The following is a 25,316-nucleotide window of genomic DNA, read 5'->3' as shown; positions in this document are numbered from 1 at the left end:
ATGAACCCGATGGATTTGCTGGCCGCGCTTCAGGCGCGCTGGCGCACGGCGGCGATGATCGGGGGCATATTGTTCCTGCTCGTCGCGATCACCGCCTTTCTGCAACCGCGGCAATATATGGGCACGGCGTCGCTGCTGCTCGACCTTTCGCAGACCGATCCGACCGACACCAATACGGCGCAGGGCCCCAAGCCCGACACGGATTCCATCCTGGGCACGCAGACGGATATCATCCGCAGCGGCAAGGTGATGAACGCCGTGGCAAGGGAAGCGGGCTTCGTCGATGCGATGCCGACGGACATGCCCGCCGATGCGCGGGTGCAGGCGGCAGCCGCCACGGTCGCGAAGAACATGACCATCACCACCGGCCGGCAGAGCAACGTGCTCCAGATCCAGTATCTGGACGCCGATCCGCAGGTCGCCGCAAAGGTCGCCAACCTGATCGCCCGGATCTACATGCGCGAACAGGTGGAACTGCGCGCCTCCCCGGCGCGCGGATCGGCCAAATGGTTCGACGAGCAGACGGAGGAAGTGCGCCGTCGCTATGAGATCGCGCAAAAGAAGCTGTCGGACTTCCAGCGGGCGCACGACATCATCGGCATCAACCGCATGGACCTTGAGGCGGAGAAGCTGAAGAACCTGTCCTATCAGCTTACCCAGGCGCAGGCGGAAGCGGCGGCCGCACGGTCCAAGGCCGGTGCGGGCAGCGTTTCCGACATCGAAGGATCGCTGATCGTCCAGAATTTGCAGGAACAGGTGGCGGCGCAGTCCGCCAGGGTATCCGAACTGCAAAAGACCCTGGGGCCCAATCACCCGACCATGGCGGCGGCCGCCGCCCAACTGTCCGAACTCCAGTCCAAGCTGGCGGCGGCGCGCGCCAGCCAGGCCGGCGCGGTCAGCGCCAACAGCGTGGCGGCCAGCCGGCGGGAGGGCGACCTCAAGTCCAACATGGCGGGGCAGGAGGATCGCATGATCCGCATGTCGGACGTTCAGGACCAGCTCATGGTCCTCCAGCGCGACGTGGATGCCGCGCGGCAGACCTATGACACGGTGCGGCAACGCTTCAACGAAGCGGTGCTGAAGAGCCAGATCTCCCAACCCAATGCCAGTCCGCTGGATGAGGCCACCGTGCCCCTGCTGCCTGCCAAGCCCAATATCATGCTGTGGCTGATCGGCGGGATCGCGCTTGGCCTGGTCGGCGGAGTGGCTGCCGTCATCCTGATGGAGATCGTCCATCCCCGCGTTCGTTCCGCGGCCGGCGTCGCCCGCGCCACCGAGGTCGATGTCATCACCGAACTGGTGCCGGTCCCTGCGCGCCAGGCCAAGTTCTTCAAGCAACAGGAGGCCGCATGAGACTGCGTTCCACGGCGGGCGCCCCGCATCAACTGGCCTCGGGCGGCATGGCGGGCGGCGGCGCCGCGCTGCGTCCCCGCGCCCGCGACAGCCATAATTTCGCCCGACTGGCGGTGGAGCACGGTTTCCTGGCCGAAGCCGATGTGCACAAGGTCGAGGCGCATGCCCGATCCCAAGGGCTGGCGCTGCATGACGCGGCGGTTGACCTGGGGCTGCTGAACCCGGAGGATGCGGGCATGCTCGCGGCCTTGCAGGGCGGCTTCGCCCTGCTGCCGGAGGGCGACCAGCGGGTCGATCCGCTGGTGGTCGCGGCCTTCGACCCCGCCAATGCCTATGCCGCCAAGGTGCGGACAATCCGCGCCAAGATGCGCGCCGCGGCCAAGGAGGGCGATCCCGCTGCCCTGCGGCTGGCGGTGCTGGCCATAGAGGCAGGCGACGAGGCCGCGATCATGGCGGCGAACCTTGCCGTCGTGCTGGCCCAGATGGACGGACAGACGATGTTGATCGACGTCGACATGGGCCGGCCTTCGCTCGACCGGCTGTTCCGCATCGCGAACAAGGCAGGACTGGCAGAGCAATTAATGGGCAGCGCCGCGCTGCTGCCAGCGGCCAGGACGGCGGTGGAGGGCCTGTGGCTGATGACCGCCGGTCGCGCATCCGGCAGCGCGGCGAGCCTCGTGACGCGCGGCCCGCTGGCGGAAACGGCCAATGGCTGGGGCCTGCGCGACACGTCGATGCTGTTCTACCTTGCGGAACGGAAGGGCGACCAGACGCCCTATGGCAGCATATTGGCGGGCTTCGACGCCGTCGTGATCGTCGCGCGGCGCGGCGACACCGCCATTGCCGACATGCGCCGGGTCATCGACGATCTGGACCGGCATGGCGTACCGATCGCCGGGACGGTGATTGCATGAGCGCCGAACAAGCGCTGGCGCGTCCCCAAACCCTTCCTTCCCCCGGCATCGGTCCGGGCATAGGGAATGAAGCCCCCGTCGCGCATGTCGGCGGCCTGCCCGTATCCACCCTGTCGCTGGATGCGCTGATCGCGAAGATGCTGGTGGAAGCGCCCCTGCGCCGTAGCCTGGAGCAGCAGCCGTCGCTGGTGTTCGACGCCAACGGCCAGGGCCTGTCGATGAACGCCACCGATCCGGACTTCCGCGCCAATCTGGCGCAGGCGGACCTGATCCATGCCGACGGACAGATCATCGTCGCGGCCTCCCGCTGGTTCGGCGGACCGCAGATCGCGGACCGCTCCAGCACGACGGACATGTTCATCGACAGCCTGAAACCGGCCGCGGAGGCTCAGGTCAGCTATTATCTGCTCGGCGGCGAGGAGAAGGTGAACGCCGCCTGCGCGAAGGAGATCCTTGCGCTGGCGCCGGGTCTTCAGCTCGCCGGACGGCGCAACGGCTTCTGGAAGCCGGAGGAAGAGGATGCGGTGATCGACGCGATCAATGCCGCCGCGCCCGACGTCCTCTGGGTCGGCACCGGCAAGCCGCGCGAGCAGGCCTTTTGCGTGCGCAATCGCGACCGGATCAAGGCCGGCTGGATCGTCACCTGCGGCGGCCTGTTCAACTATATCACCGGCGACTATCCGCGCGCGCCGCTCTGGATGCAGAAGTCCGGTTTCGAATGGCTGCACCGCATGGCGACGCGGCCCAAGGAACTGGCCTGGCGCTACATCACCACCAATCCGCACGCCCTCTGGCTGATCTGGAAACATCGCCATGGCTGAAGCCCAGGTGGCTGAAAATCTTCCGACGGGCCGCGTCCGGCGCCTTGGCAGCCTGTTCGGCCGCTTCGGGCTGGCGAGCCTGTCGTCGGCGATCGTCTCGGTCAGCCATCTGCTGGTCCAGCTCTTTTCCATCCACCATCTGGAAACGGCGGCCATCGGCACGCTGGCATTCCTGCTGGTGATCATCCAGTTCGGCTATGGCCTGTCCAATGCGCTGGTGTCGACGCCCTATACCATCGCAGTGAACCAGGGAGACGATGCCGATGCCCGGAGCTTCGACTTCTTCTTCCCGGTCAACCTGATGCTGGCGGCCAGCCAGGGACTGATCTGCGCCGCCATCGCCTGGGCAACCGCCTCTCCCGCCGCCGCCCTGCTGTTCGGGATGGCGGGCATGCTGTCGCTGATCCGCTGGTTCGGGCGCTCCAATGCCTATGCGCATCATGCTCCGGCAAGGGCTGCACGATCGGACCTCGCCTATGCAGGGACGATCCTGGCGGGACTTTTGATCGCGATGCGGACCGGCGCGGACATGCCCGCCATCGGCGGCATGCTGGTGGCGGCCAGCCTGGTCGGACTGCTCCCCTTCGGCCTCGCCTATCTGCGGCGGCACTTCGCCATGGCGCCCGCCCGCGCGCTGGGCGCCTATCGCCCGGTGTGGAAGGAGCAGTCGGCCTGGACGCTGGTCGGCGTGCTGTCGACGGAGGCGACCTCCAATTCGCACAGCTATATCGTGACGCTGCTCGCCGGGCCGACCGCCTTTGCGCCGATCGCCGTGGGGATGCTGTTCTTCCGCCCGGTCAATGTCTGCATCACCGCCCTCACACAGTTGGAGCGGCCCCGCATGACCCGGGCCGTGGCGCGCGGCGATCATGACGCGGCGATCAGGTCGGAACGGGTCTTCATGGCCGCGCTGGTCATGCTGTGGCTGGCGACCTGCGCCGTGGCGGCGATTGCCCTCTATGCCTTTCCAGGCCTGATCCTGAAGCCCACGCTGGACCACCGGCTGGTGATGATCGCGGTGGGCCTGTGCGCCCTCCTCTCCCTCGTCCAGTGCGTGCAGACGCCGATGAGCGTGATGACCCAGGCGCGCAAGGCCTTCCGCCCGCTCGCCGCGCAGAGCATGCGCAGTTGCGGCGTGGGGCTGGTCGCCGTGACGCTGCTCGTGCTGGGCACCGCGCCCGTCCTTTCCATCGGCGGCGTCGTGCTGTCGCAGCTCGTCATGATGCTCGGCATCTGGCAACTCGATCGCAAATGGCGGCGCGACCGGCAGGGAGCCGCCTGACCATGGCGACAAGCTGGCATCGCGGCGGTGTCGCCGCCATCCCCGCACAGACGGGCGGCGGCCAGAGCATGCGCATGATCTGGATCACCCAGATCTTCTATTTCGTCTTCCTGATGATGGTCTTCATCGGCCAGCAACCCTTCGCCTCCCGCACGCAGGACGAGCTGGTGGCGATGGCGCAGGAAAATGACGGGTCGGACCTGTTCAAGCAGATGCTGTTCATCGGCTTCGCCCTGCTGCTGACCGGCGTGCAGATCATCCGCAAGCATCCGCTGCAATATAGATTCACCTTCTGGCCGCTGGCGATCATGCTGGTCTGGTTCTTCATTTCCTGCACCTGGGGCGTGGACCCGTTCGTGTCCTTCAAGCGGGCGATGCAGCAGCTCATCGTGATCTACATCACCTTCTGCGCGCTCTCCCTGATGGGGCCGCAGCGGCTGTTCGACGCGCTGCGCGCGGCGCTGATCGTCTCGCTGATCATCTGCTGGGTGTCGCTGCCGCTGACACCCGCCGCCGTCCATCCACCGACCGAAAGCGACAAGGCGCTGATCGGCGCATGGCGCGGTTTCTTCTTCCACAAGAATATCGCCGGGGCCGTCATGGCGCTGACCTTCATCGTCTGCGGCAATGCATGGATCGACCGGCGCAAATGGTATTATGCGCTGTTCGCGGTCATGGCGTTCGTCTTCGTGATCGGGACCAAGAGCAAGACTTCGCTCGCGCTGTGCGTCGGCATGCTGGCGATCAGCAACATCTATCGGGCGCTGAGCGACAACACGCAGAAGCGCGCGATATTGCTGCTGATGCTGGGTTTCGGCATGGTGGGCTTCCTGGCGCTCTACATCGCCTATCAACCGACCATCGAGCGGCTGTTCGCCGATCCGACCAGCTTCACCGGGCGGGTATCGATCTGGCGAGTGGTGTTCGATTATCTGGCCGATCATCCCTATCTGGGCGCGGGCTTCGGCGGCTTCTGGCAGGTGGGCGTAAACAGCCCCGCGCATGACTATCTGAACCAGCAATTCCAGATGCTGACCGCCCATTCGCATGACGGCTATCTGGAAATCTGGGTGACGACCGGGCCGCTGGGCCTGGTCATGCTGCTGGTCAGCTTCCTTGCCTTGCCCGCCTATTGGTTCCTGACCGGCTCGACCAGGGAGAACCAGGCGCTGATGGTGCCCGCCTTCGCCATCTGGGTGTTCGTCATGTACCAGAACCTGCTGGAAACCAGCTTTTTCGACAAGGATCGCCAGGTCTGGGTGATCTTCCTCGCGGCCATCGCGGCCGCCCACGCCACTTTCAAGGCCAAGCCGCGCCCGCAATGGACCCGGCGCCACCATCTCCAGCAGGAGAGCGTCCATGGCTAATATCATCGTCTGCATCGCCACCTGCAACCGTCCGCAGGGATTGCGCCGGACCCTGGAATCCCTCGCTGCGCAACAAACGCGGCACCATCTGGAAGTGCTGGTGGCCGACAATGACGCGGCCCGGCAGGAAGGGCTCGCCGTGGTCGAGCAGCTCGCTTCCCAAGGCTATCGCTGGCCGGTCGAAGCCCTGCTGGTTGCGGAACGCGGCATTCCGCTGGTGCGCAACGCGCTCGCGGCCGCCGCGCTGGCCCGGCCCGGCGTGACGCATATCGCCATGCTGGACGATGACGAGGCCGCCTCCCCCGGGTGGATCGACGCCATGGCCGATACGGCGCAGCGCTGGGAGGCGGACGTGGTCGGCGGCGCCGTGCTGCGGGAGATGGACAGCGCCATCGCTCCCTGGGCGGCGCGCCATCCCCTGCTCGCCCCCAAGCAACGCGGGCAGTCCGGCCCGGTCGCGCTGGTGGACAGCACCGCCAATGTGCTGATCGCCGCCACGGCCCTGCGCGCCATGGGGGAGCGCCCCTTTGACGAGCGCATGGCGCTGACCGGCGGGTCGGACAAGCAACTGTTCACCCGCATGCAGCGCGCCGGCTTCCGCTTCGCCTGGTCGGAGGAGGCGGTCGTGACCGAACTCATCCCCGCCAGCCGCGTCACCGCCCGGTGGCTGCTGATGCGCGGCTATCGCGTCGGCATGACCGACATGATGGTGGAGCGTTTCCACAGGGGCCGGCTGCGCGCCCTGTTGGGCGAAGCGCCGCGCATCGTCGCGGGATTCCTCATCGGATCGCTGGGCGCTGTCGCCACCTTCGACCGGGGCAAGCGGGTCGAACGGCTCGGCAAGCTTTATCGCGCGGCCGGCAAGATCGCCGGGCTCGCCGGATTCCACTATGAAGAATATCGAAAGGTGCATGGCGCATGAGCGATGCCGCGCTGGGCAAGCAACCCTTTTTCTCCGTCGTCATCCCGCTCTACAACCGTGCGGAAATCGTCGGCGACACCATCCGGTCCGTGCTGGCGCAGGACTGGCAGGATTTCGAGGTCGTCGTGATCGACGACGGTTCGCGGGACAATCCCGGCCCCGTGATCGACGCGATAGGCGATCCCCGCGTCCGCTATATCCGGCAGGATAACGCCGGCGGCGGCGCGGCGCGCAATGCCGGCATCATGGCGGCCGACGGGCGCTATATCGCCTTTCTGGACTCCGACGACCTGTTCCTTCCGGGCAAGCTTTCCATCATGGCGAAGGCGCTGGCGGGAGATGACGGGCGAACGGTGCTCTATTCCCGCATGAAGGTGGACCGGGGCGTCGACCGCTACTGGATCAGGCCCGACCGGGGCATTCGCGAGGGCGAGGATGTCGGGGAATATCTGTTCTGCGCCAATCAGTTCATGCAGACCAGCACCATGGTCGTGCCGACCGGCATGGCCCAGCATGTGCTGTTCGACCCGGCTTTGAAGAAGGGACAGGATCTCGACTTCTGCGTCCGTCTCCAGGGCGCGGGGGCCCGGTTCCGGATGATCGACCAGCCGCTGACCATCTGGCTCGACGCGACGGAGGCGGGCCGGACATCCTATGTGAAGGGCTATGAAACCTCGCTCGACTGGCTCGACCGTTGCGGCCACATGCTCACCAACCGGGCGCGGCGGGGCTATCGCGCAACCGTGCTGGCCTATCATATGGCGCCGATCAGGCCGGTGGTGGCGATCAAGGATCTGGCGGTGGGCATGGTGGCGGGCGGCGTCCCTCCCCGCGTGATCGCCCGGCAGGTGCTGCGATCCTATCTGCCCAAGCCGCTCTACCGATCGCTGGTCAACGGCTTCGTCCTGCGCTTCGGCAAGGCCGAGGCCGCCACAAGTGGAGCCGGTTCGTGATGACCGCCTGGCAACCTCCGTCCAGCCTGAAAGCTGCCACCGCCGCGCCGCTGTTTTCCGTGGTGATCCCCACCTATCAGCGGCGCGACGCGGCGGTGGCCGCCGTCATGTCCGCCCTTGAACAGACGGTCGCGATCATCGAGGTGATCGTGGTCGTGGACGGATCGACGGACGGGACGGAAGTTGCCCTGGGCGCGATCAACGATCCGCGTCTCAAGGTCATCGTGCAGGAAAATCGTGGTGCGGCGGCCGCGAGGAACAAGGGCATCGACCATGCCCGCGGACGCTATATCGCCTTTCTCGACTGCGACGACCGGTTCCTGCCGCACCATCTTGCCGACCTGCTGCCCCTGTTGCAGGAGAGCGAGGATGTCGTCGCCTATGGCCAGGTGCTGGCCGACCGTGGCGAAGGACGCAATTTCCTCAAGCCGCCGCGCGCCATCGCCCATGGCGAAACCATGGACCGCTATCTGATGTGCGATCGCGGCTTCATCCAGACCAGCAGCATGGCCCTCAGCCGGACGCTGGCGGAGAAGGTGCGCTATCGCGAGGATGTGAAATTCGGTGACGATACCGACTTCGCCCTGCGCCTGTCGCTGGCCGGGGCGCGCTTCCTGATGACGGAACGGCCCGGCACCATATGGGCCGACCGCGATGCCGACGACCGGCTTTCGCAGGTGCGCGGCAGCATCGGCAGCCTGATCTGGCTGCGGGACCTGCGCCCCCATATCAGCCCGCGCGCCTTTTCCGCCTATATGGGCTGGCACGCCGCGAAAAGCATCTGGCCGACCAGCAGGCGGCAGGCGATGCGCTACTATCTGGGCGCCGTCTGCCGGGGCGCCTTCGGCCCCCGGCTGGCGGCGACCGTGCTGTTGCAGATCGTGATGCCCGATCCGGTCTATCGCCGCATTTCCGACCGATGGATCGACCTGTCCCACATGCTCGCCGGCAAGGGGCAGAGGCTGTGAGGCGGCGTGAATTCCTGGCGGGCGCGGCGGCGCTTTCCGCCTGCTCCCCCATCCAGCCGAGCGCCGCGCAGGTCGGCGGCACGGCAGGGCTTGCCGCCCATGCCCGCAAGTCGGGCCGCTATTTCGGCGCGGCGATCAAGTCGCGCCAGTTGCGCGAAGACCCCGATTTCACGGCTGCCGTCGCCCGGGAGTGCGACATGGTCGTCCAGGAATATGAACTGAAGCGCGGCACGACCGAGCCGAAACCCGGCAAATATGATTTCAGCGGCGCCGACCAGATCATCGCCTTCGCACAGCAGCATGGCATGCGCACGAGGGGGCATGCGCTGGTCTGGTACGCCGCGCAACCGCCCTGGCTGGAACCGGCGTTGAAGGCCGCCGGCCGTGCCGAACGCGAAACGCTGATGACCAGTTATATCGACACCGCCATGCGCCGTTACGCAGGCAAAATCCGCGAATGGGACGTCGTCAACGAAGCCATCGAGCCCAATGACGGCCGCGCCGACGGCATGCGCGCCAAAAGCATATGGATGGATGCGCTGGGCGAGGATTATATAGACATCGCCTTCCACCACGCGCGGGAAGTCGATCCCCGGCCCATGCGGTTCCTGACCGATTTCGGGATAGAACATGACTCCCCCCGCTGCGAGCGCCGCCGCACTGCTCTGCTGAAGCTGCTCGACCGGTTGATGGCGCGCAACGTGCCGGTGGACGCGGTCGGCATACAAGGGCATCTGAAGCCCTATAGGGAAGGTTTCGACCAGGCCCTGTTCGCGCGCTTTCTGGAACAGCTCAGCGGCTATGGGCTGGCCCTCTCCATCACGGAATTCGACGTCGCGGACCGGGGTGGGCCACCCAATCCGGACAAGCGGGACAAGGAGGTCGCCTCCGTCGCCAAGGCCTTTCTGGACGTGGCGCTGGACAATCCGGCGATGCGGTCGGTGCTCTGCTGGGGGCTGTCGGACCGCTATAGCTGGCTGTCCAGTTTCAAGGATTACAAGTGGCCCGACGGCCAGTTGTCGCGCGGCCTGCCGCTGGACGGCGGGATGCGCCGCAAGCCGTTGTGGGACGCCATAGCCGCCGCCTTCGACGCGGCCCCCGCAATGAGGAGCGCAGGCGCATGAGAATTTCCTCGCTGACCGGCCTTCGCGGCGTGGCGGCGGTGTCGGTGCTGCTGTACCACATCCCGCACAATCCGGCGTTCGAGGCGTTTCGCCTGCCGCTTTTTTCCCGCGCCTATCTGGCGGTCGACCTGTTCTTCATCCTGAGCGGCTTCGTCATCTCCTTCGGCTATCACGACCGGGTGGTGAACCATCTGGGACGGGCAAGCTATGTCGACTTCCTCATCAACCGCATGGCGCGCGTATGGCCGCTGCACCTGATCGTGACGCTGGTGTTCATGGCGCGCATCGTCCTGAACATCTCCGGCAGCCAGGCGATCGCGCTCGATGCGCCGAACATCCTCACCAACCTGCTGATGGTGCAGAGCTGGGGTTGGGGAACGGAGCCGATCGCGGGCAACAGCTGGTCCGTCAGCACGGAGGTCGCGGCCTATCTCATCTACCCGCTGATCGCCATCATCGCCTTCTCGCGATGGGCGTGGGTGCAGGGATTGCTGTGCGTCGGAATATTGGGCCTGGTGGCGCTGTCGGGCCGGGGTTCCAGCGGTCCGCTGGACGTCAATGACAGCGACAGCGTGCTGACGCTGCTGCGCTGCCTCGCCGGTTTCTCGCTGGGCGTTCTCAGCTATCGCTGCGCAGAGAAGGCGTGGTGCCGGCGGCTCATCGACCGGACGGGCGCATTCGCCATGATCTGCGCGCTCATCGCGCTCGCCCTGCTGCTGCCTGGAAAGGCCGATCTGCTGGTGGTCTGCCTGATGCCGGCGCTGGTGCTGAGCTGCTATTATAATGGCGCCGCGGCGCGGGCGGTGATGGCCAATCCGGTCAGCTTCCATCTGGGCCTGATCAGCTATTCCATCTATCTCTGGCATCCGCTGGTGCGCGACGTGTTCGCCCGCGGCATGAGCGTGGCGCACAGGCATGGGATCACCGGCTTCGACGGACTGATCGTCCTCGCCATGCTGGTGGCGACCTGGCTGCTCTGCTGGGCGAGCTATGCGCTGGTGGAGGTGCGCGGGCATCGCTTCATCAAATGGCTCCAGCGCGGCGGACGGAGCCGCAAGCCCGTGGTCGAGGCGGCCGCCTGATGCCCGCGGTCTGGATCGCCATTCCCACCTTCCGCCGGCCCGAACAGCTCCGCCATTTGTTGGAGACCCTGCCCGGCGTGACCGACCGCCATGACGTGATGGTGCTGGTGGCGGACAATGATCCGGTCCGGCAGGAGGGGGCAGCCGTGGTCCGGTCCCTGCTGGCGGAGGGATATGGCCTGCCCGTGACGCTGCTGACGGTGGCGCAGCCGGGGCTCTGCGCAGTTCGCAATGCCATCGCCGCCGCCGCTCTGGACGACCCGGCGATGCGTTTCCTGGCGATGATCGACGATGATGAGTGGCCGCAACCCGGCTGGCTGGACGCGCTGCTGATCTGTCAGGCGCAGGTGGGCGCGGATGTCGTTGCGGGGCCGGTGGACAGTTGCTTCGTGGGGCAGCCGCCGCGATGGGCGCGCGAAACGCTGGTCTTCCGCGCGGAGGAACGCCCATGGGGGGCGACCGGCATGCTCTGGGCAAGCAACAACCTGCTGGTCGGCCGGCGCGCCTTTGCAATGATCGGCGCGCCCTTCTTCGACCCGCGCTTCAACCGCAGCGGCGGAGAGGATCTGGATTTCCTGGCCCGGCTGCATGAGGCAGGCGCCCGCTTCGGCTGGTCGCCCGATGCACGGGTCAACGAATGGGTGCCGGCGGAGCGGGCGCGCCTTTCATGGGTGCTGAAACGCATGTGGCGCATCGGCTGCACCGAAACCATGGCGCGGCGCAAGGCCCTGCCCGGCCGCATCGGCGCCGCGAAGCTGCTGGCCCGGTCGATTGCGATGTTGGGACTGCGGACCGCGGGACTGGCGGCCCTGTTGCTGCCCGGCGCGCGTCGGGTGGACATCGCCGGACAGTGGGTCAAGAGCTGGGCGCGCCTCTATGCCCTGGCAGGAGGCGCGCGCAGCTATTACGGGGCGAGCCATTATGGCGCGCTGTAGATTTTGAAGCTCTTGACGACCATGTCGCCCGACCCGTCATCATAAGCGCCATCGGTCTTCACCGCGACGTCCATGATGGGGTAAAAGCGGAAGCCCCGGAAGGGATTGACCGACTGATAGGTTTCCACCCCATCCACGAACCAGGTGATGTAATCGCGCTGGATGTCCACGGCGAAACGATGAAAGCCCTGGGAATAGCCGCTGAGGCCATAGGCCTGCTGCGTCTGGATCGTGACGCCCCGCTGATCGTAACGGGTGCCGTTGGCCCCGATATGCAGGGTATGGGCGACATGGCGGTCGAAATCCCAATAGCTTTGATAGCCGAACCCTTCATAAATATCGATCTCGGGCGGCCAGCCGCTGGTCGACACCAGCCAGAAGGCAGGCCATGACCCGCGCCGGCTGGGCATTTTGGCTTCCCATTCATATTGGCCATAGCCGATCTGCGTCGCCAGGAAATTGCGCCCGTCGAGCACCGACGACCCATAATACCATGTCTGGCCGCCATAGCTGATCGGCGTCTTCAGCTTTTGCGTATGCAGGACTAGTCCGTTCGTCCCCCAATAGACCGGCCCTTCGATGCCGGGGAAAATGCTGGAATCGAGATAGAGGCCGGTTTCCCCATTGGCGATCTGCGTCCGGCCATGGGCAAGCGAAGTCGCCCACCGGTCCCAACCGCCATCGGGGGACCGCCTATGCGTGTCCTTGAGCAGTTCGAACTGAAGCGTGCCGGTCGCCGCGAAGCTGCGCGGCTCGCGAAACATACCCGTCGCCCTGGCGGTTGCGATGGCCGTGCTGCTGGCCATGATCGTCGCGGTCGATTGACCCTGAAGGCCGCCCCAGGGCGCCTCCCGCAGCTTGACCTGGAACTGCTGGCCTTCCGTGGCGCCGATGATCGGCACCGCGACGGTCTGCACCAACGGATCGCCGGGGCGGAAGATCACCACCGTGTCCACCGTCTGGTAATTATAGCCTGACAGTGCGCGATAGGTGCCCGATCCGTTGACCGTGATGATCCGCGCGATCACCGTATTGGGCGTCGGCCGATCCAGCGTCACCGGCACATAGGCCACGCTGCTGCCCGGACGAAAGCTCGCATTGCCCAGCGACAGCGTCGCCTTTGCCGGCAGCTTCGTCCCATTGGCGAAGTCGAAATCGGAAAAATCAGAGACAATGTTCATCGTCGTGGAACCGCTGATCGTCGACGACGTTATCGTTGTGGAGTTCGTGGCGGAAAGAAGCTGCGAACTGGTGCTGGTTGCAGTCGACGTCATATTCGATGTCGACCCCCCAGTCATGATCGTAGCGGCTCCCGCTGCGAAAATACAAAGCATTCCGGCTCCAAAAATGGAGCCAGTCATTTTGACAGGCATGGTTGCGACCCCCGCAGTTATCCCCGATAGGGTCTCCCAAGAAGGTTAACAAAAACTTCGGGTCAACGACGACTCGTCGTATCCTTTCGGAATTTGCGACGAGTTGTTGGTGGACATGCCGAAAACTGGCTGAACCTGGCCATGTTTTCAGAATCGATATGACCCGGGATTTCCACGCCGAAAATGAAAAGCGCTCCCGACACAAGGCCGGGAGCGCGCCTGTTACAGCCCTTCCCGCGAGGGAAGGGATTTCGGTCGCGGCTTATTCCGCCGCCTGAACCAACTCTTCTATTTCGGGCGTGGCGCCGCGGCCGACGCTGACATAGACGAAGCCGGCCGCCTCGGCATCGGCCGGACGATAGATGTTGCGCAGGTCGACCAGACCGTCGCCGCTCATGATGCCCTTGAGGCGCGGCAGATCGAGCGCCCGCAGCGCATCCCATTCCGTGACGATGACGACCGCCGCAGCCCCCTGCGCCGCGACATAGGGATTATCGCAGAATTCGACATTGGCCATCATCGTGCGGGCGGCATCCATCCCCTCCGGATCATAGGCCCGCACCTGCGCGCCTCCGTCCTGCAGGGCCTGGATGATGGCGATCGACGGTGCATCGCGCATGTCGTCGGTATTGGGCTTGAAGGTCAGGCCCAGCACGGCGATGGTCTTGCCGCGCACCGACCCGTTGCAGACCGCGACCACCTTCCGCGCCATGGCCCGCTTGCGGCTTTCGTTGATCGCCACGGTCGTTTCGATCAGGCGGATCGGCGCGCCGGCGTCTTCTGCCGTCTTGACCAGCGCCAGCGTATCCTTCGGGAAGCAGGAGCCGCCATAGCCCGGTCCGGCATGAAGGAATTTCGAACCGATCCGGTTATCGAGACCGATGCCGCGCGCCACCTGCTGGACGTCCGCGCCGACATTCTCGCACAGTTCGGCAATTTCGTTGATATAGGTGATCTTCATCGCCAGGAAGGCGTTGGCGGCATATTTGATGAGTTCGCTTGTCCGGCGGCCGGTGAACTGGATCGGCGCCTGGTTGAGGTAGAGGGGGCGATAGACCTCCTCCATCACCGGGCGGGCGCGCTCATCCTCTATGCCGACGACGATGCGGTCAGGACGCTTGAAATCCTGGATCGCCGCACCCTCGCGGAGGAATTCGGGGTTGGAGGCGACGGCGAACTGCGCATCGGGATTGGTTTCGCGGACAATGCGGTCGACCTCGTCCCCCGTACCGACCGGAACGGTGGACTTGGTGACGATGACGGTGAACCCGCTCAGATTGGAAGCGATCTCCTGCGCGGCGGCATAGACATAGCTGAGGTCCGCATGCCCATCGCCTCGCCGCGCGGGGGTGCCGACGGCGATGAACACCACATCGGCCTGGCTAACCGATCCGGCAAGATCGGTGGTGAACGTCAGGCGACCCGCCTTCACATTGCGCGCGATCAGATCGGCAAGACCCGGCTCGTAGATCGGAACGCCGCCGCCCTGCAACAACTCGATCTTGCGCGCGTCCTTGTCCACGCAGATGACATCATGGCCGAAATCCGCGAGACACGCGCCGGATACCAGGCCGACATAGCCCGAGCCGGTCATAACGATCCGCATCACTATTCTCCTTCTTCAAACGGCTTTCGACCGACGGCCAACCGATCATGAAAGGACGCAGGAATCCATTCCGGGAAACCCCGGATGCACGGACCCTCATCCCTCATCATGGGTTGGGCGCCAGGCGACCGAGCCCGATGCCCAATTGGCCGGAACCAGCCGGCGATTGACGCAGCGCAGCATACCGTCCTGCGCGGGCTGGATGCAACGCAGCCTGCCGCTCTTCCCACACATATGGGCGCGGATCAGGCGCTTAGCCCATGGAAAAGGGCGGGAGCATCGCTGCTCCCGCCCCTCGCCCTCGCCCTGAGGAACCGGTCAGAATTTGACGCGCACGCCGGCCGTGAAGGCGCGGCCGACAATGTCGTACACCGCGATATTGGTCGGCGGGTTGACGCCCGGCACGGTGCCGGGAATCAGCGGCGGCTTCTTGTCGAACAGGTTGTTGACCGTCGCGAAGAATTCGAAATTGCCGCCATCGCCATGCGGAATGGTGTAGCGCATCGTCAGGTCGGTGTACCAGACCGGCTTCACCTTGGGATTGACGAACTGGATCGGCGTCGCGCCGCCCGGAATATCGAGCCGCATCTTGCCGATATATTGTTCGCCGATGGTGAGGCCGAAGGGGCCATTGGTATAGTCCACCGTCAGGTTGCCGCGCCAGCGCGGAAAACCCTGGGGGTTGCTGGTGACGACGCTGACGCCCGCATAATGGGCGATCGGCGCGCCCGCATATTGCTGGGCATCGAACTTGTCGAGATAGTTGAGGTAGAGCCGCAGGCCCAGCCCGCCATTGCCGACCGCCGTGCGATAGGTGAAGTCGAAATCGACGCCCGCCGTCTTCAGGAAGGCGATGTTCGCAGGGGTCAGACGAATCAGCGACGGGAAGCTGGTCGGGCTCGCGCGCTCGATCAGATTGCATTCCGCAACGCCCGATCCGCCGGCATTGAGGCAGTTGGTCAGGATCTGCTGCGCCGACAGGGAGTCGATCAGCTTGTCGACCTTGATGTTGTAATAGTCGATCGAGGCCGAGAAACCGCGCAGGAAGCTGGGCGAGAACACTGCGCCGAAGGTGTAGGTGTCCGCCACTTCCGGCTTCAGATTGGGATTGCCCGACGTCACCGTGTTGGCATTGACGTTCTGGCCGCTGCCATAGCTCCCGTCCGCACTCCTGACGTCATTGACGATGCCGATGCCGCTCTGCGCGCCGGCATAAAGTTCGAACAGATTGGGCGCGCGGATGTCATGCGAATAGGTGCCGCGCAGCAGCAGGTCGTCCACCGGCTTCCAGGTGCCGCCCACCTTCCAGGTCTTGACCGTGCCGGAGGTGGAGTAATCGGTCACACGGATCGCGCCGTTCACGCTCAATTCGCGGAAGAAGGGCGTGTCCTTCAGGATCGGCACCGCAAGTTCGGCATAGGCCTCCTTGACGTTCAGCTTGCCCGCTGCCGATCCGACATTGGTCAGCCAGTAGAAGAGCGTGTTGATCGAGCCGGTAGGATAGGGAACCGTCGCCGATTCCGCCCGAGGGACGCCGCGCAAGCCGGCGAAATAGGCTTCCCGCTCCGCATCCGTGTCCAGCAGCGACGGATCGGCATTGCTGGTGAGGCGCAGGGACTGGCGCCGATATTCCACGCCCACCGCGATGTCGACCGGGCCTGCCGGCAGTTCGAACAGGCTGCCGCTGATATTGGCGGCGATCGCATCCTGCTTGAAGCGCGCCCGATAGCTGGAGGTGCCGGTCGCATAGGCATAGCCCTCCGGCGTCGATTTCGAGGGATCGCCATGCATCACGTCGATCGGCTTGCACCCGGCATATTGGCTGGCATAGGTCGGGTTCAGCAGCACGCGGCAGGTGACCTGCCCGGTCGAGGGATCGCGCACGGCGTCGAGCGCGGCATAGAGCTTCTGGTTGTCGTACAGCCCCACATTGTCCATCGAATGCTTCGAATCGCCGTGGCTGTAGGTCACCTGCCAGTTGAAGTCGTCGAACTTGCCCGCAAGGCCGGTCGTCGCCGTCCAATAATCGGTCTTTTCATAGGCGATCGGCTTGGGCTGGCCTGCATCCTGCTGACCGACGACATAATAATCGTTCGCGCCTGTCAGCGCGCCGTCGAGCGCAGTGGAGAGATAGGGATTGCCCTTGTAGATGCGCGCCGATTGCGTCGCCGGAATCAACGAATTGCCCTGTGTGAAATAATGATATTTGCTGCGGGCGTAGAGCCCCTGGACGAAGAAATTGATGTCGTCCGTCAGGTCGTAGCTGACCCGGCCGAAACCGTTATAGTTGGTGAGCGGCGAGATCGCATTGGTGTCGTCGGGAATCTTGTAGCCGTCGCCGCCCTGCTGGAAGCCGGTGGTACCGACCACGGTCCCCAGGTTGAACGGGCGGGTGGAGCCGTCATTGTTGATGACCCGTCCGACGAATGGATTGCCGGCCACGCTCGACCCGACGATACGGCCGTTGGCGGCCAGGGCGGAGATGCGGATGTCCGGCGCAACCACATAGGGATTGGCAACCGTGCCCGGCGCCGCCGTGCAGGTGCGCGACTGGCCGTTGGCGGAAAGAGCGCAGGTGGATGTCACGCTGCCGACGAAATTATAGCCCTGCGTCGCGAAGTCGCGGTCCTGCCGCAACATGCCGTCGCTGTTGGAATATTCCGCGCTCAGCAGGACATGGCCGCGGCCGCCGGCGAAATCCGCGCCGAATGCGCCGCCCAGCCGCTGGTTGCCGTTATTGCCGCGCTGGTCCACGCCGGCCTGGGCCACGCCCTTGAAGCCCGTGAACTTCTTGTCGAGGATGAAGTTGACGACGCCCGCAACCGCATCGGAACCCCATTGGGCCGAAGCGCCCCCCGTCACCACGTCGACGCGCTGCATCAGCAGTTGCGGCAGGACGTTGGTATCGATGGTGCCGACATATTCGGTGGGCGAAACCCGCATCCCGTCGAACAGGATCAGCGTACGCAACGGCCCCTTCGGATTGTTGCTGGGCGTGCCGAGGCCGCGCAGGTTCAGAACATTGCCGTGGATCGGCAGGTTGGAGAAATTATTCGCCGACTTGGACGGGCTCAGCGAATTGTTGAACTGGGGCAGCTTGTTGAGCGCGTCGGCCACGCCCGAGGGCGTCGTCTTGGCCAGTTCCTCCGTCGATGCGACCGTCACCGGAGTCGGCGCGGTATAACCGTCGCGCACGATGCGCGACCCCGTCACGACGATGTCGGCATTGCTCGCCGGCGCCGCGGCCTGGGGCACGGCATCTTCCTGCGCGGGCGCCGCCGCGGCCATTTCCTGCGCCCAGGCGGGCACTGCCATTGCGATGATGCTGGCGCCGACGGCCAGCGACGATATGAACAGCCTGTCCTTCGTCATCTTTCCTTTTCCTCTCCCTGCACGATCTTTGTCCGGCAACGTCTCCGGGCGCGATCATTATTATCCCCGTGTGCACTTTTATAGTTATCCCAGCCAACGCCGATGTCAATAAATTTTGCACCAGTGGGAAAAGTTAATTGCAGATATTCCTCACTCCCCTTCACCGGAATCCCCCGGCATAATTTCCCCGCGCTGCCCCGGCGGTCCGATGTTTCCTGCACATGCCACGAACATATATTGACCCACTGTGCAGAAATGTGTGTTATAATGGCTGGAGCGGCAGTGCGCCGGCAGACCTTGCCGGGCGCTACAGGGCCGAGAGATAGGGAGAGTGGCCTTGCCGCACGATCGTCAGTCAGACAGCGCCATTTGCGCCGGGGCAATGCAACCATGACGCAGATTTCCGCGACGATGGCGTCATCGTCAGGATCAGGCGGCGCGCACGGAGATGTCGAAGCCAACATCGCCTCACCTCTCCCCGAACAGGCCGCCTATCCTTCGCCCCTGATGGGCTGGCTGACCGTGGCGATCCTGTTCCTGCTGTACATATTATCACTGACCGACCGAAACATCATGGCCCTCATGGTCGGGCCGATCAAAAAGGATCTGGGCCTGTCGGACCTCCAGATCAGCCTGTTGCAAGGACCGGCCTTCGCCATTCTCTTCTGCCTGTGCGCGATTCCGCTGGGCATGGCGCTGGACCGCTTCAGCCGCCGAGTCGTCCTTTATCTGTCGGTGACGGTGTGGAGCATCGCGGCGGCGAGTTGCGGCCTTGCCGGCAGCTTCGCGGCGCTCGCCATGGCACGGGCAGGCGTCGGCGCGGGCGAGTCGGGCTTCGGCACCGGCAGCTATTCGGTGGTCGGGGACAGCTTCCCGCCGCACAAGGTTTCGCTCGCCATGTCCGTCTTCATCATGGGCGGGGTGATGGGCGCGGGCATCGTGTTCCTGTTCGGCGGCCCGATCGTCGCCGCCGCGATGAAGGCCGGCCCCGCCGTCTGGCCGGTTTTCGGGTTGCTGCAACCCTGGCAACAGGTGTTCATCATGACCGGCGCGCCCGGCATAGCGCTCGCCTTCCTGGTCTTCGCCTTTCGCGAACCGCCCCGGCGCAGGGCGATCAGTGCGGGCGCGGGCTATGGCGAGGCATGGGCTTTCATGCGCGAATATAAGCCGCTCTATCTGGCGACCTTTGTCGGCTTCGGCCTGGCCTATGCCGCCACCATCGGTTTCCAGCTGTGGACGCCGGTCTATCTTGCGCGGGTTCATGGCTGGGAACCGGGACGGATCGGGCCAGTCATCGGCCTCGCCCAGATCGGGGCGGCGGCGATGATCCCTCTGCATGGCTGGACAGTCGACCGGCTCTATCGCCGGGGGAGGCGCGACGCCCATCTGTTCTGGTGCCTGCTGACGGTGCTGGCCTCGGCGCCCTTCGGCATCGCCGCCTTTCTGGTCAGCAGCCCCTGGACGACCGTCGCCTGCTACTGGTGCTTCATGGCGCTGATCCTCTCCACCTCCAGCATGGGGCCTGCCACGGTGCAGGTGGTGACGCCGCAATATCTGCGCGGGCGCGTGTCGGCGCTCTATGTGCTGGCGTCCGGCCTGATCGCCATGGCGGGCGGGCCTGCCTTCATCGGCCTTGTCACCGACAAGCTGCTGGGCGACGAGATGAAGGTCGGCCTGTCGCTCGTCATCAGCGTGTTCTGCGTGCTGCTGCCCGCCGCGCTTCTTTTCGCCTTCGGTCGCGCCTCGATGCGGCGCGCCCATGAAGCCATTGCTTGAGGATGATCCGATGATCGAGACACGCCGCCCCGCCTTCATCGACGGCAAGCCCAAAAAGCTGCTGATCGACGGCAAGCCTGTCGACGCCCTGTCCGGCGAGACGTTCCAGAGTTTCAGCCCATCGACCGGCGAACTGGTGGCCGAACTGGCGCTGGCGGGCGCGGAAGATGTGGACCGCGCCGTCCGCGCCGCCCGCGCCGCCTTTGAAGGGCCATGGAGCCGCTTCAAACCGGCCGAACGTCAGGCAGTCCTGCTGAAGCTGGCCGATCTGGTGGATGCGGAGTTCGACGATCTCGCCTTGCTCGACTGCATCGAAATGGGCCGCCCGATCACGGCTGCTCGTGGATTGCGGGGCATGCTGCAACGTTCGCTGCGCCATTTTGCGGGCGCTGCAACAGCGATCCATGGGGAGACGCTGTCCAACAGCTTCCCGGTGGACCTGCTGTCCTACACGCTGCGCGAGCCGGTGGGCGTGGTGGGTGCGATCATCCCATGGAACGGCCCGCTGTTCAGCGCGGCGTGGAAGGTCGGGCCTGTACTCGCGACCGGCTGCACCATCGTCCTGAAACCCGCAGAAGATGCATCGCTCAGCCCGCTCCGCTTCGGGGAACTGTGCCTGGAGGCGGGCGTGCCGCCGGGCGTTGTCAATGTGGTGACCGGCGCGGGCGAAACCGGAGGCGCCCTGTCCGCGCATCCCGATGTGGACAAGATCGCCTTCACCGGCTCCTGCGAGACCGGCCAGAGGATCATCGCCGCTTCCGCCGGGACTGTGAAGAAGGTGACGATGGAACTGGGCGGCAAGTCGCCCAACATCATCTTCGCCGATGCCGATCTCGACATGGCTACGCCAGCAGCGGCGATGGGGGTATTCAACAATTCGGGTCAGGTCTGCGCGGCCGGCACGCGACTGTTCGTGGAACGTCCTGTCTATGAGGAGATGGTCCAGCGCATCGCCGCCTTCGCGAAGGCCCTGAAGATCGGCCCCAGCCTCGACACCGACACCCAGATCGGTCCGCTGGTGTCGGCCAGGCAATATGCCCGCGTCTCCTCCTATCTCGAACTGGGGCCGACGGAAGGCGCGCGGCTCGTGACGGGCGGCGAGCGCGTGACGGGCGGCGCCTTCGACAAGGGCCATTGGGTCGCGCCCACCATCTTTGCCGATGTGAAGGATGAGATGCGGATCGCGCGGGAGGAGATTTTCGGCCCCGTCTCCTGCATCATGCCGTTCGACGATTTCGACGAGGTGATCGCTCGCGCCAATGCGACGCGCTTCGGCCTGGCGGGCGGCGTGTGGACGAAGGACATCGGCAAGGCCATGACGGCGGTGAAGCGCATCCGGGCGGGGTCGATCTGGGTCAACCATTATTTCGCGATGGACCCGTCCGTCCCCTTTGGCGGCTACAAGATGAGCGGTTTCGGACGGGAGGGCGGCGCCGAACATATCGACGCCTATTTGCAGACCAAGGGCGTGTGGATCAGGACATAAGCTGGAGCCCGTTCCTGCTCCCGCGAAGGCATTGGAGCGAGATGGGGGGGGCTCGCGGCAGCCCAGTCCTGCCGCCGGAACCGCCCCCTGCCTCAGCAGGAGCGCCCCCTTCCCTGCCTCCGGTTCACTTGCCGATTTCCAGCGCCCTTTCCGGGCAGGATTTCGCGCCCTTCCAGGCAAGCTTCTCATCCGCCTCCGCCACGTCGATGTCGCCGGGCTTGATATAGCCCTCATCGTCCAGTTCGAAGATATTCGGCGCCATGGCCCAACAACGCGCATGGCCCTGGCATTTGTCATTGTGCACGATGATTTTCATGGAAAGTCCCTCCTCAGGACCAGTCGAGGACCAGATTTTCGATGCCGAACACATGCCCGCCGAAAGTGACCGGCGCCGTGCCTTGCTTGATGCGGAAGGGCGGAATGCGCTTCAGCCATTCCTCCAGCCCGACCACGATCTCCCGCCGGGCGAGATGCGATCCCAGGCAGCGGTGCGGGCCATAGGCGAAGGCGGTGTGGCGATTATCCTCCCGCGCAAGATCGATCCTTTCGGGATGCGGGAATTCCAGCGGGTCGCGATTGGCGATCATCGTCGCGCAGGACACATAGTCGCCCCGGCGGATCGGCGCGCCTTCGAAATCGATGTCCCGGGTCGCCACGCGGATCATCTGCACGGTGGGATAGGCGCGCAGCAGTTCCTCCGCCGCCAGCACGATCCGGGACGGATCGCTACGCAGCAATTGCTGGTCGTCCATATGCCGCGCCAGATAGTTGAGGTCGAAGCCTATGGCGGCTGCCACCGTATCCAGCCCTGCGATGAACAGCAGCACGCCGGTACCGCGAATTTCCATGTCGGTCAGCGGCCGGTCATCGATCTTCGACTGCACCAGGAAGGACATGAAGTCATCGACCGGCCGCCTGCGCCGTTCGGCGGACAATTCGTCGATGAAGCCGATGATGGTCCGCGCGGCGGCGGGACGCTGCACATTGTCGCCATGCAGCAGTTCGTTCGCCCAGCGGACGAATTCATCCAGCCGGTCGTCGGACAGCCCAAGGAAGCGCAGGAAGATGTTCACCGCGAAGGGAAAGGCGAAATCCTCCATGACATGGCAACTGGTGCCCGCCGCCGCGATCCTGTCGATCAGGAAGATCGCCCGTTCCCGCACGGCGCTTTCCAGCGCCATCACCCGCTTGGGCGAGAGCAGCGGGTTGAGCAGCGAGCGGAACTTGCCATGGTCCGGCGGGTCCAGTTCCAGCGGGATCATCGGCCAGCTTTCCCCCAGGGCGGAGGCGAAGATGCTGCGATGGCTGGAGAAGGTTTCCGGGTCCTGCAACACCTTCCGCTGATCCTGCGCGCGGGTGATGACCCATGTGCCACGCCCGTCGCGGGTGTTGACCGGCGAATAGAAGATGCGCGGACCCTGATGCACGACGGCGGCGGCCGCCTGCGGATCGCCATTGGGCGTCGGCTGCATGCCGGGCGAGGAAAACAGGCTGAAATCGCCGACCATATCGGGCGGAACATGCGCCGGAATGGGTCGGGCCGCGAAGGTCTCCATATGCGCGCTCTCCTATGTACGAGCCGCCCGCCGCCGAATCGCAAGGCTGCGGCTGATCTTATCAATTTTGCATTTGAGTATAGTTTATGACCTGTGACAAAGCTGTCAACCATCACGGTCATGATCGATGAAGATGCGACTAATTTTACCCACCTGTGCAATTTATACCTAGCCAGCGGTGCAGAATTGGCATAAGGATTCGGTCATGGAGGCGGGATGCTCCATCGGAAGGCCGCGTGGCTTTTGCGGGAAACAGGGACAGGGTGCATGGCCGAGTGGGATGGAATGGAAGCGCAGTCGTTCCGGCAGGAAGCGCGCGCATGGCTGCGGGCGAATTTCCCGCCTTCGCTGACCAATGCTCCATCCATTCACTTCGTCAGTGACCGGCATGCGGCGGAATCCAATGCCGACTGGTGCCTGTGGCGCGAACGCATGGCGGAAAAGCGGTGGGGCGTGCCCACCTGGGAACCGCGCTATGGCGGCGCCGGCCTTAGCGAGGCGCAGGCCAAGATCATCGGGCAGGAACTGGCTGCGATCGGCGGTTTCAATCCGATCCGCAGCTACGGCACGATGATGCTGGGCCCGACGTTGCTGGAATATGGCAGCGAGGAACAGAAGCTGGAGCACCTGCCCTTCATCGCCACCAATGAACGGCGCTGGTGCCAGGGATTTTCGGAACCGGGCGCAGGGTCCGACCTTGCTTCGCTCCAGACCAAATGCATCGACATGGGCGATCATTGGCTGGTCAACGGGCAGAAGATCTGGACATCGGGCGCCGACCAGGCCGACTGGTGCTTCGCCCTCGTCCGCACCGACACCAGCCGAAAGCAGGGCGGCATCAGCTTCCTGCTGATCGACATGAAATCGGAGGGGATCGAAACCCGCCCTATCGTCCTCATCAGCGGATCGACCCATTTCTGCGAAGTCTTCTTCAACGATGTGAAAGTGCCCAAGGGCAATCTGGTTGGCGAAGTCAATCAGGGCTGGGCCATCGCCAAGCGCCTGCTCCAGTTCGAACGCAACAGCCTGTCGGATGTGAAGGCGGAGATTACGCCGCTGGCACCGCTGGCTCATGAATATTGCGGCACGGACAGCATGGGACGGATCGACAATCCCGACCTCAGGGTGCGCATGGTCCGCAACGCCATGCGGCACGAAGCCTATCTGGCGACGGTTGCGCGCCTGACGCGGGAGGCGAAAAGCGGCGGCCCCAGCAATGGGGTCTCGGCCCTCAAGAATCTCTGGTCCGGGATCATCCAGGAAAGGGCCGAACTGCTGGTCGAGCTGATGGGCGCGAACGGACTCGGCTGGTCGGGCGAACATTATACCGACGCGGAACGGGAAGCGACGCGGGCCTGGCTGCATAGCAAGGCCTTCTCGATCTACGGCGGCAGTTATGAAGTCCAGAACAACATCACGGCGAAGCGCACGCTGGATCTGCCGGCCTGACAAAAGAGACGAATAAGGATGGGATCGGGAGGATGCTGAACGAAGAACAGCAGATGCTGAGGGACATGGCGGCGGAATGGGTGCGTGATCGCCTGCCCGTGACGGCGCTGCGGTCGCTCTATGGCCATGATGGTGGCGGCCGGCCGGATGCGGAGGGTTTCGATCCGGCGGCCTGGACGGAAATGGCCCAGATGGGCTGGACGGGCATTTTGGTGCCGGAGGCGCAGGGCGGCTCCGATTTCGGCTGTCGCAGCATGGGACTGGTGCTGGAGGAACTGGGTCGGACATTAGGCGCTTCGCCGCTGCTGAGTTCGGCGCTGGTGGCGGCATCGGCGCTGCGGCTGGGCGGGACGGAGGCGCAACAGGCGCGCTGGCTGCCGGGCATTGCCGACGGATCGGCCATAGGCACGCTCGCGGCGGAGGAAGGGTCGCAGCATGAGCGCGAGAAGATCGCGCTCGCCGCCATGGCGGTGGGCGACGGGTGGGTGCTGAACGGCATCAAGCGGCCCGTGCAGGATGGCATGGCGGCGACCTTCGCCATCGTCGCGGCGCGCACCCATGGCCTCCCTGGCGACAGGGACGGGATCACCCTGTTCCTGGTGGAAAGCGATACGCCCGGCCTCTCGCGGGAAGCGCTGGACCAGATCGACGCGCGGCGGCCCGCTCTCTTCAGCTTCGACAATGTGACGGTGAGCGCTGACGCCGTATTGGGCGAAGTGGGCAAGGGCATCGACCTGCTCGACAGTTTGTTCGACCGGGCGGCCATCGGCCTAGCGGCGGAAATGCTGGGCAATGCGTCCCAGGCCTTCGACACCACGCTCGATTATCTCAAGACGCGGGTGCAGTTCGGCGCAATCATCGGCTCCTTCCAGGCCTTGCAGCATCGCGCGGCGGAGATGTTCGGGGAACTGCAGCTCGCCCGATCGGCTGTGGAGGCGGCGCTGGACGCCATGGACGCGAACGATCCCGCCTGTCTC

The 25,316-nt window shown here is 64.9% G+C and carries 21 protein-coding genes; 16 read left to right on the top strand and 5 right to left on the bottom strand.

The features are described from left to right. From K7W03_RS17105 to K7W03_RS17055, 11 genes are read left to right on the top strand one after another with little or no spacing between them, the layout of a single operon-like run. Positions 1-1,353, top strand: a complete 1,353-nt coding sequence (locus K7W03_RS17105; protein WP_226870245.1) for a GNVR domain-containing protein — start codon at positions 1-3, stop codon at positions 1,351-1,353. Further along, positions 1,350-2,267: a capsular biosynthesis protein gene (locus K7W03_RS17100; protein ID WP_025548797.1), complete on the top strand. Its 918-nt coding sequence runs from the start codon at positions 1,350-1,352 to the stop codon at positions 2,265-2,267. The genes K7W03_RS17105 and K7W03_RS17100 overlap by 4 nt, the downstream gene beginning before the upstream one ends. Then, positions 2,264-3,088, top strand: coding sequence for a WecB/TagA/CpsF family glycosyltransferase (locus K7W03_RS17095; protein WP_222886884.1), 825 nt, complete (start codon positions 2,264-2,266; stop codon positions 3,086-3,088). The genes K7W03_RS17100 and K7W03_RS17095 overlap by 4 nt, the downstream gene beginning before the upstream one ends. Then, positions 3,081-4,370 (top strand): polysaccharide biosynthesis protein, encoded by a 1,290-nt coding sequence (locus K7W03_RS17090; RefSeq protein ID WP_222886883.1) that lies wholly within the window; start codon positions 3,081-3,083, stop codon positions 4,368-4,370. The genes K7W03_RS17095 and K7W03_RS17090 overlap by 8 nt, the downstream gene beginning before the upstream one ends. Beyond that, a complete protein-coding gene (locus K7W03_RS17085; RefSeq protein WP_222886882.1) occupies positions 4,340-5,737 on the top strand; it encodes an O-antigen ligase family protein in 1,398 nt (465 codons plus the stop codon). Before K7W03_RS17090 ends, K7W03_RS17085 begins: the two co-directional genes overlap by 31 nt. Beyond that, positions 5,730-6,659 carry a glycosyltransferase family 2 protein gene (locus K7W03_RS17080; protein ID WP_222886881.1) on the top strand — a complete coding sequence of 310 codons (930 nt, stop codon included), beginning with the start codon at positions 5,730-5,732 and terminating at the stop codon, positions 6,657-6,659. Before K7W03_RS17085 ends, K7W03_RS17080 begins: the two co-directional genes overlap by 8 nt. Further along, positions 6,656-7,612 (top strand): glycosyltransferase family 2 protein, encoded by a 957-nt coding sequence (locus tag K7W03_RS17075; RefSeq protein ID WP_103000874.1) that lies wholly within the window; start codon positions 6,656-6,658, stop codon positions 7,610-7,612. The genes K7W03_RS17080 and K7W03_RS17075 overlap by 4 nt, the downstream gene beginning before the upstream one ends. Then, entirely contained in the window at positions 7,612-8,580 is a 969-nt protein-coding gene (locus K7W03_RS17070) for a glycosyltransferase family 2 protein (protein ID WP_222886891.1), read from the top strand. The genes K7W03_RS17075 and K7W03_RS17070 overlap by 1 nt, the downstream gene beginning before the upstream one ends. Next, the gene (locus K7W03_RS17065; protein ID WP_222886880.1) at positions 8,577-9,704 is read left to right on the top strand and encodes an endo-1,4-beta-xylanase; all 1,128 of its coding nucleotides are present in this window, start codon (positions 8,577-8,579) and stop codon (positions 9,702-9,704) included. Before K7W03_RS17070 ends, K7W03_RS17065 begins: the two co-directional genes overlap by 4 nt. Next, positions 9,701-10,786 carry an acyltransferase family protein gene (locus K7W03_RS17060; protein ID WP_222886879.1) on the top strand — a complete coding sequence of 362 codons (1,086 nt, stop codon included), beginning with the start codon at positions 9,701-9,703 and terminating at the stop codon, positions 10,784-10,786. The genes K7W03_RS17065 and K7W03_RS17060 overlap by 4 nt, the downstream gene beginning before the upstream one ends. Next, the gene (locus K7W03_RS17055) at positions 10,786-11,721 is read left to right on the top strand and encodes a glycosyltransferase family 2 protein (RefSeq protein ID WP_222886878.1); all 936 of its coding nucleotides are present in this window, start codon (positions 10,786-10,788) and stop codon (positions 11,719-11,721) included. The genes K7W03_RS17060 and K7W03_RS17055 overlap by 1 nt, the downstream gene beginning before the upstream one ends. Here the strand turns inward: K7W03_RS17055 and K7W03_RS17050 are convergent. Next, positions 11,706-12,851: a family 16 glycosylhydrolase gene (locus K7W03_RS17050; protein ID WP_065845992.1), complete on the bottom strand. Its 1,146-nt coding sequence runs from the start codon at positions 12,849-12,851 to the stop codon at positions 11,706-11,708. The genes K7W03_RS17055 and K7W03_RS17050 overlap by 16 nt on opposite strands. Positions 12,852-12,894: 43 nt before the next feature. Between K7W03_RS17050 and K7W03_RS27890 the strand changes: the two genes are divergently transcribed. Next, on the top strand, positions 12,895-13,143 hold the full coding sequence (locus tag K7W03_RS27890; RefSeq protein ID WP_226870243.1) for a hypothetical protein: 249 nt from the start codon (positions 12,895-12,897) through the stop codon (positions 13,141-13,143). A 213-nt stretch (positions 13,144-13,356) separates the two neighbouring features. Here K7W03_RS27890 and K7W03_RS17045 read toward each other — a convergent pair whose 3' ends face one another. Further along, complete coding sequence (locus K7W03_RS17045) at positions 13,357-14,700, bottom strand: UDP-glucose dehydrogenase family protein (protein ID WP_048575737.1); 1,344 nt, start codon at positions 14,698-14,700, stop codon at positions 13,357-13,359. Between the two features lie 318 nt (positions 14,701-15,018). After that, positions 15,019-18,072, bottom strand: coding sequence for a TonB-dependent receptor domain-containing protein (locus tag K7W03_RS17040; RefSeq protein ID WP_222886877.1), 3,054 nt, complete (start codon positions 18,070-18,072; stop codon positions 15,019-15,021). 390 nt (positions 18,073-18,462) lie between these two features. Here K7W03_RS17040 and K7W03_RS17035 point away from each other — a divergent pair, with 390 nt between their 5' ends. Then, complete coding sequence (locus tag K7W03_RS17035) at positions 18,463-19,848, top strand: MFS transporter (protein ID WP_226870242.1); 1,386 nt, start codon at positions 18,463-18,465, stop codon at positions 19,846-19,848. Between the two features lie 10 nt (positions 19,849-19,858). After that, positions 19,859-21,334 (top strand): aldehyde dehydrogenase family protein, encoded by a 1,476-nt coding sequence (locus tag K7W03_RS17030; protein ID WP_222886890.1) that lies wholly within the window; start codon positions 19,859-19,861, stop codon positions 21,332-21,334. A 124-nt stretch (positions 21,335-21,458) separates the two neighbouring features. Here the strand turns inward: K7W03_RS17030 and K7W03_RS17025 are convergent, their stop codons facing one another. Beyond that, complete coding sequence (locus tag K7W03_RS17025) at positions 21,459-21,650, bottom strand: ferredoxin (protein WP_025548817.1); 192 nt, start codon at positions 21,648-21,650, stop codon at positions 21,459-21,461. Positions 21,651-21,663: 13 nt separating this feature from the next. Continuing rightward, on the bottom strand, positions 21,664-22,890 hold the full coding sequence (locus tag K7W03_RS17020; protein WP_025548819.1) for a cytochrome P450: 1,227 nt from the start codon (positions 22,888-22,890) through the stop codon (positions 21,664-21,666). A gap of 267 nt (positions 22,891-23,157) precedes the next feature. On the opposite strand from K7W03_RS17020, the gene K7W03_RS17015 reads away from it, so the two are divergent. Both K7W03_RS17015 and K7W03_RS17010 read left to right on the top strand, forming a co-directional pair. Continuing rightward, a complete protein-coding gene (locus K7W03_RS17015; RefSeq protein WP_222886876.1) occupies positions 23,158-24,339 on the top strand; it encodes an acyl-CoA dehydrogenase family protein in 1,182 nt (393 codons plus the stop codon). A 32-nt stretch (positions 24,340-24,371) separates the two neighbouring features. Next, positions 24,372-25,316 (top strand): acyl-CoA dehydrogenase family protein (locus tag K7W03_RS17010; protein WP_222886875.1); only part of this gene is annotated, 945 nt, incomplete at its 3' end.

Source organism: Sphingobium sp. PNB (assembly GCF_019873065.1).
Taxonomy (GTDB): Bacteria; Pseudomonadota; Alphaproteobacteria; order Sphingomonadales; family Sphingomonadaceae; genus Sphingobium; species Sphingobium fuliginis.
This window is presented reverse-complemented; position numbering and strand designations above follow the sequence as displayed.

Excerpts from the sequence above, each read along its gene's own strand:
- K7W03_RS17055 (WP_222886878.1), top strand. The coding sequence starts at position 10,786 with ATGCCCGCGGTCTGGATCGCCATTCCCACCTTCCGCCGGCCCGAACAG.
- K7W03_RS17035 (WP_226870242.1), top strand. The coding sequence starts at position 18,463 with ATGACGCAGATTTCCGCGACGATGGCGTCATCGTCAGGATCAGGCGGC.
- K7W03_RS17060 (WP_222886879.1), top strand. The coding sequence starts at position 9,701 with ATGAGAATTTCCTCGCTGACCGGCCTTCGCGGCGTGGCGGCGGTGTCG.
- K7W03_RS17095 (WP_222886884.1), top strand. The coding sequence starts at position 2,264 with ATGAGCGCCGAACAAGCGCTGGCGCGTCCCCAAACCCTTCCTTCCCCC.
- K7W03_RS17025 (WP_025548817.1), bottom strand. The coding sequence starts at position 21,650 with ATGAAAATCATCGTGCACAATGACAAATGCCAGGGCCATGCGCGTTGT.
- K7W03_RS17030 (WP_222886890.1), top strand. The coding sequence starts at position 19,859 with ATGATCGAGACACGCCGCCCCGCCTTCATCGACGGCAAGCCCAAAAAG.
- K7W03_RS27890 (WP_226870243.1), top strand. The coding sequence starts at position 12,895 with ATGTTCATCGTCGTGGAACCGCTGATCGTCGACGACGTTATCGTTGTG.
- K7W03_RS17090 (WP_222886883.1), top strand. The coding sequence starts at position 3,081 with ATGGCTGAAGCCCAGGTGGCTGAAAATCTTCCGACGGGCCGCGTCCGG.
- K7W03_RS17080 (WP_222886881.1), top strand. The coding sequence starts at position 5,730 with ATGGCTAATATCATCGTCTGCATCGCCACCTGCAACCGTCCGCAGGGA.
- K7W03_RS17045 (WP_048575737.1), bottom strand. The coding sequence starts at position 14,700 with ATGCGGATCGTTATGACCGGCTCGGGCTATGTCGGCCTGGTATCCGGC.
- K7W03_RS17015 (WP_222886876.1), top strand. The coding sequence starts at position 23,158 with ATGGCCGAGTGGGATGGAATGGAAGCGCAGTCGTTCCGGCAGGAAGCG.
- K7W03_RS17100 (WP_025548797.1), top strand. The coding sequence starts at position 1,350 with ATGAGACTGCGTTCCACGGCGGGCGCCCCGCATCAACTGGCCTCGGGC.
- K7W03_RS17020 (WP_025548819.1), bottom strand. The coding sequence starts at position 22,890 with ATGGAGACCTTCGCGGCCCGACCCATTCCGGCGCATGTTCCGCCCGAT.
- K7W03_RS17040 (WP_222886877.1), bottom strand. The coding sequence starts at position 18,072 with ATGACGAAGGACAGGCTGTTCATATCGTCGCTGGCCGTCGGCGCCAGC.
- K7W03_RS17085 (WP_222886882.1), top strand. The coding sequence starts at position 4,340 with ATGGCGGCGCGACCGGCAGGGAGCCGCCTGACCATGGCGACAAGCTGG.
- K7W03_RS17075 (WP_103000874.1), top strand. The coding sequence starts at position 6,656 with ATGAGCGATGCCGCGCTGGGCAAGCAACCCTTTTTCTCCGTCGTCATC.
- K7W03_RS17105 (WP_226870245.1), top strand. The coding sequence starts at position 1 with ATGAACCCGATGGATTTGCTGGCCGCGCTTCAGGCGCGCTGGCGCACG.
- K7W03_RS17070 (WP_222886891.1), top strand. The coding sequence starts at position 7,612 with ATGACCGCCTGGCAACCTCCGTCCAGCCTGAAAGCTGCCACCGCCGCG.